Source organism: Pseudoduganella sp., assembly GCF_041914865.1.
Taxonomy (GTDB): domain Bacteria; phylum Pseudomonadota; class Gammaproteobacteria; order Burkholderiales; family Burkholderiaceae_D; genus Rugamonas.
Genome location: NZ_JAYSCO010000027.1, coordinates 61,784 through 67,304, shown reverse-complemented (window position 1 = coordinate 67,304; position 5,521 = coordinate 61,784). Strand labels below are relative to the sequence as shown.

Below are 5,521 nucleotides of genomic sequence, written 5' to 3'. Positions count from 1 at the left end.
GGTGCTGCCGCCGCTGGGCCAGCGGCCGCGCTGGCTTTCGGCGCCACGGCCACCGCGCGCGCGGCGGCCGGGCGGGCCGGCAGCCGGGCGGCCATGGCGCCCTGCTTCAGGCGGAAGATGCTGACCGCCTGCGCCAGCGACTGCGCCTGCTCCTGCAGGCTTTCCGCCGCGGCGGCAGCCTGCTCGACCAGCGCGGCGTTCTGCTGGGTGATGGCGTCCATCTGGCCGATCGCCGTGTTGACTTCACCGATGCCGCTGCTCTGCTCCTGGCTGGCGCTGGTGATTTCGCCCATGATGCCGGCCACCTTGTGCACCGACTCCACGATGCGCTGCATGGTGCCGCCGGCGGTATCGACCAGGCGCCCGCCTTCGTCCACCCGCGCCACCGAGGCGCCGATCAGCTCCTTGATTTCCTTGGCCGCCGCCGCGCTGCGCTGGGCCAGGTTGCGCACCTCCGACGCCACCACGGCGAAGCCGCGCCCCTGTTCGCCGGCGCGCGCCGCTTCCACCGCTGCGTTCAAGGCCAGGATATTGGTCTGGAAGGCGATGCCATCGATCACGCCGATGATGTCGCTGATGCGCGCCGAGCTTTCCTTGATCGCCCCCATGGTGTTGACCACCTGCGCCACCACGTCGCCGCCCTGACCGGCCACATCGGCCGCCTCCGCCGCCAGCTGGTTGGCCTGCTGCGCGTTGGTGGCGTTCTGCTGCACCGTATCGGTCAGGGTTTCCATGGCGCTCGCGGTTTCCTCCAGCGAGGAGGCCTGCGACTCGGTGCGCGCCGACAGGTCGGCGTTGCCGGTGGCGATTTCGCTGGTGGCCACCGTCATCTGGTCGGTGCTGCTGCGGATATTGCCGATCATGTCGGCCAGGCCCTTGTTGATATGCTCCATGGCATGCAGCAGCTGGCCGATTTCGTCATGGCGGCTGGTGTCGATGTCCTGGCTCAAATCGCCGCCGGCAATGCACTCCGCCGTATCGATGGCCTGCTGCAGGCCGGAGCGGATGTAGCGGTAGGCGAACAGCAGGCAGCCCACCGCCGCGATGACCGACAGCGTTTGCAGCACCTTCGCCAGGAACTGCGCCTTGTCGAAAGCCGCGGTGGCATTGGCTACTTCGGCGCCGGTCCGTTCATCCAGCAGCGCCAGGAACTCGTTCACCGGCTTCATGATCCGCGCCTTGTTCTGGTGGTAGGCCTTGTCGTGCATGATGCGGCGCGCCATTTCCAGGTCCGGTTCCGCCTCGCGCGTGAAGCCGCCCTTGCCGTCGTCGAACTTGCCCTTGACCGCGTTCATCGCGATCACCTCGGTGCGCACCAGCTCATTGGAATTGGCCTCGGCTTCCTTCAGTTTGGCGAACTCCTGCTCGGTGAAACCGGCGCGCTTCATCAGCTCCGACAGCGCCACCGTTTCGCCGGAGGAGGGCGGTACCGGGGCGCCGGCCGCCACGAAATCCCAGTAGATGCGTTCATAGTTCTTCGGGCGCGGCTTCTGGCCGTTGCGGATGGCCAGGATGTCCATGTACTGCTGCTCGTAGGCCGGCTCGCCCGACACCACGTACACGCGCGCCAGGCGGGTCAGGTCGTCCGAGCTTTGCCGCAGCTCGTCGGCCAGCAGGTAGGATTGGTAGCGCGAATCGGCCGCGCGCCGGGCCTCGGCCTCCTTGCTGGCGACGCGGAACAGGGACAGCATCGTCAGTGTCGCCAGTACCACCGTGATGGCGAAAAAAGCAATGAAAATGCGCTTGATGGAAAGATTTTTAAGCATGGCACCGTCCCCGTTGCGTTCTTTTGGTAAGAGCATCTCGGGGACAGCATACGCCGACTACTGATCGACTAGTAATACATTTCGCGAAGCCACAACAAGTTAAGCGGCCAGCTGTTGTAAAAGGTAGAGCCGCTGGTATAAACCATTCTCAATTTGCATCAAATCCTCGTGCGGACCCTGCTCCACGATGCGGCCGTGGTTCAGCACCACGATGCGGTCGGCCGCGCGGATGGTGGACAGGCGGTGCGCAATGGCGATGATGGTGACCTGGCCGCGCAGCTCGTTCAGCGCCACCTGCACGATCTGCTCGGTGTGCGAATCGATGCGCGAGGTCGCCTCGTCCAGCAGCAGGATGCGCGGCTTGCCGGCCAGGGCGCGCGCGATGGCGATCAGCTGCTTCTGGCCGGAGGACAGGCGCGAGCCGCCTTCGCCCATCACCGTGTCGTAGCCGTCCTCCATCGCCATGATGAAGTCGTGGCAATGCGCGGCGCGCGCGGCGGCCTCGATCTCCTGCTGCGACAGGCCGCGCCCCATGTCGATATTCTCGCGCGCGGAAGCGGCCAGCAGGAACGGGTCTTGCGGCACCAGGCCGACGTCGGCGCGGAACTGCTCGTTGTCGATCTCGTCCAGCAGCATGCCGTTCATGCGGATGCTGCCGTGCGGCGCCGGGTAGTAGCGCAGCAGCAGCGACAGCAGCGTCGATTTGCCGCTGCCGGTGTGGCCCACGATGCCGAAGAAGGCGCCCTGCGGGATCTGCAGCGACAGGTCGTGCAGCACGCGCTGGCCCGGCAGGTACTCGAAGTCCAGGTGGCGGATGTCGGCCGCCGGCGCGCCGTCGTCGTTGGCGGCGTGCCGCGCATGCGCGGGGCCGGCCGCCTGGTGCTCGGGCGCGATCTCCTCGCCCAGCAGGGTGGCCACGCGCGCCGTTGCCACCACCGACTGCTGCAGCTGGCTGAACTGCATGGTGATCTGGATCAGCGGCTCGATCACGCGCGCGATGTAGTTGATGAAGGCGTACAGCACGCCCACTTCGGCGGCGCTCATGTCGCGCTGGCCGAAGACGAAGATGACCGACGCCAGCAGCAGGATGTTGAGCATGTCGAGCGCCGGGCGCAGCAGCCAGGCATTGGCGCGGATCTCGGCCAGGCGCTGGGTGTAGTGCTCGGCATTGGTGGCGCCAAAGCGCTGGCCGAAGCGCAGCTCGGCATTGTTCGCCTGCAGCACCGTCATGCCGCCGATCGATTCCGCGATCTGCGCATTGATGTCGCTGCGCAGCTGGCGCGCGCGCGTCACGGCCGGCGCGCTCAGGCGCTGGTACAGCCAGACGATCACCAGCACGAAGGGCAGCAGCGCCACCACGATGATCATCAGGCGCCAGTCCAGCCAGCCCATGGCGGCCACGGTGCCCACCAGCACGATGGTGCTGTCCAGGATAACGAACAGCACCTGGATGTACAGGCCCTTGACCGCCTCCGTGTCATTGGTCACGCGCGACACCAGCTGGCCGGTGATGGCGCGGTCGAAGAAGGCCATCGGCAGCTTCAGCACATGGGTGTAGACCCGTTCGCGCAGGCGCTGCACCGAGCGCATGGCCACGCCGGACAGGCGCACCAGCTGGCGGTAACGGACCCAGGTCGAAATCCAGCCGGTCACCAGCACGCCGGCCAGCAGCAGGGCCATGACCGGCCAGTCCAGGTGCCTGGGCAGCAGGTGGTTGTCGATCAGGCGCTTGCCCAGCAGGGGGCCGAGCACTTCCAGGCCGGCCGCCACGGTCAGGAACAGCACGGCCCAGCCCAGGTGGTGCAGGTCGGGGCCGGACGCCTCGCGCAGCAGGCCGATGGCCTGGCGCGTCTGTTCACGGCCGCTTGGTTTGTCAGGCTGCGTCAAGGCTGGCCTCCAGTTGTTGGTAGCGCCACTGGCTGGCGTACCAGCCGTTCAGCGCGAGCAGTTCTTCATGCGTGCCCGATTCGGTGATGCGGCCATGCTGCAGCACCACGATCTGGTCCGCGTCGACCACCGCGCTCAGGCGATGGCTGGCGATAATGGCGCTGCGCGTGGTGTGGGCGCGGCGCAGCTCCTCCAGGTGTTCCAGGATGGCGGTCTCGGTGCCGGTGTCCACCGCCGACAGCGCATCGTCCAGCAGCAGCAAATCGTTATCCGACAGCAGGGCGCGCGCAATCGCCACGCGCTGGCGCTGGCCGCCGGACAGGGTGATGCCTTTCTCGCCCACCTCCGTCTCGTACTGGTGCGGGAACAGCAGGATATCGTCGTGGATGGCGGCCAGGCTGGCGGCGCGCTCCACTTCCGCGCGCGTGGCGTCCGGCCGCGCCAGGGCGATATTGTCCGCGATCGACGCCGAGAACAGGAAGGACTCCTGCGGCACCCAGCTGATCGCCGCGCGCAGCGCCTGCAGCGTATAGGAATCGAGCGGCGCGCCATTCCACGTCACGCGCCCGCCGGTCGGCGTCACCTGGCGCAGCAGCACGCGCAGCAGGGTCGACTTGCCGGCGCCGGTCGGACCCACCAGGCCCAAAGTCTGGCCGGGCTTGAGCGCCAGCGAAATGTCGGACAGCGCCGGCGCCTGCTGGCCCGGATAGGTGAAGCCCACGCCGTGCAGTTCCAGCGTGCCCGGCGCCACCTGGGGCAGCGTGCCATGGTCCTCGATGGTGAGCGGCGCATCGAGCATCGGCTGCAGGCGCGCATAGGCCGCGCGGCCGCGCTCGATCAGCGACAGCACCCAGCCCGCCGCGAACATCGGCCAGATCAACTGGCCCAGGTACATGCTGAAACTGGTCAACTCGCCGATGGTCAGTTCATTGCGCCACACCAGGTAGCCGCCCAGGCCGAGCGACAGGCCGGTGGCCGCCGTCAAGGTCAGGCCGACCGCCGGTTCATAAGCCGCCTCCCAGCGCTGCGCCGTCAGGCTGGCATCCGCCGCCGCCCCGGCCAGCTCCTCGAAGCGTTTGCTGCTGCGCTGTTCCAGACCCAGCGCGCGCAAGGTGCGCACGCCGGACAAGGTCTCCTGCACATGGTCGTTCAAGGCGCTGAAACGCGCCAGCGAATCGGCCGACGCCGTATGGATATGCGACGAGATGCGCCAGAAAGCCCACGCCATGAGAGGGAAGGGAATCAGCGCAAACATGGCCAGGCGCCAGTCGACGCCGACCAGCATCATGCCCAGCACCAGCAGCAAGGTCAGGGTACCGTCGAAGCCCGCCAGCATCGCCTCGCCGGCCGCCATCTCGATCGCATCGATATCGTTGGTGGCGAGCGCCATCAGGTCGCCGGTGCGCTGCTTCTGGAAGAACTGCGGGCCTTGCAGGGAAAGGCGGCGATAGAAACGCGTGCGCAGCTCCACGCCCAGCTGGTAAGCCGCCGAAAACAGTTTCATGCGCCAGGCCACGCGCAAGCCATAGTTGGCCAGGCCCAGCAAGAGCAGCAAGCCGATCGCCTGCCACAGCGCCTCGCGCCCAAGCTTGCCCGCCGCCAGGCCATCGACCATCAAGCCGATCTGGCGCGGAATCAGGATACCGATGATCGCAACGCCGGTCAGCATCGCGCCGGCCGCTGCATAAGGACGCCAGTGGCTGCGGACGAAGCCACCGATCAGGCGCGATAAACTCATATGCTTAGAAGAAAAATGCTGCCAAGAGCCTGCAAGGATACATCAGCGCAGATTTTTCCGCCGAGCCTGCAACGAAATTCGGGGTCAGGTCTGACAATCGGACATTTTGCGCAGCAAAATGTACGATTGT

General features: G+C 66.8%; 3 protein-coding genes. All 3 read right to left on the bottom strand.

Features of this window, described 5'->3' with window-relative positions; genetic code table 11:
- Positions 1 to 1,766, bottom strand: a 1,766-nt coding sequence (locus ACE3TQ_RS14410) for a methyl-accepting chemotaxis protein (protein WP_374582964.1), incomplete at its 3' end; no start/stop codon positions are given.
- Positions 1,767 to 1,865: 99 nt separating this feature from the next.
- The gene (locus ACE3TQ_RS14405) at positions 1,866 to 3,653 is read right to left on the bottom strand and encodes an ABC transporter ATP-binding protein (protein ID WP_374582963.1); all 1,788 of its coding nucleotides are present in this window, start codon (positions 3,651 to 3,653) and stop codon (positions 1,866 to 1,868) included.
- Entirely contained in the window at positions 3,640 to 5,391 is a 1,752-nt protein-coding gene (locus ACE3TQ_RS14400) for an ABC transporter ATP-binding protein (protein ID WP_374582962.1), read from the bottom strand. Before ACE3TQ_RS14400 ends, ACE3TQ_RS14405 begins: the two co-directional genes overlap by 14 nt.
- Between the last annotated feature and the right edge of the window lie 130 nt (positions 5,392 to 5,521).

Bases quoted from the DNA above. Each gene is read 5' to 3' on its own strand.
- ACE3TQ_RS14400 (WP_374582962.1), bottom strand. From the start codon at position 5,391: ATGAGTTTATCGCGCCTGATCGGTGGCTTCGTCCGCAGCCACTGGCGT.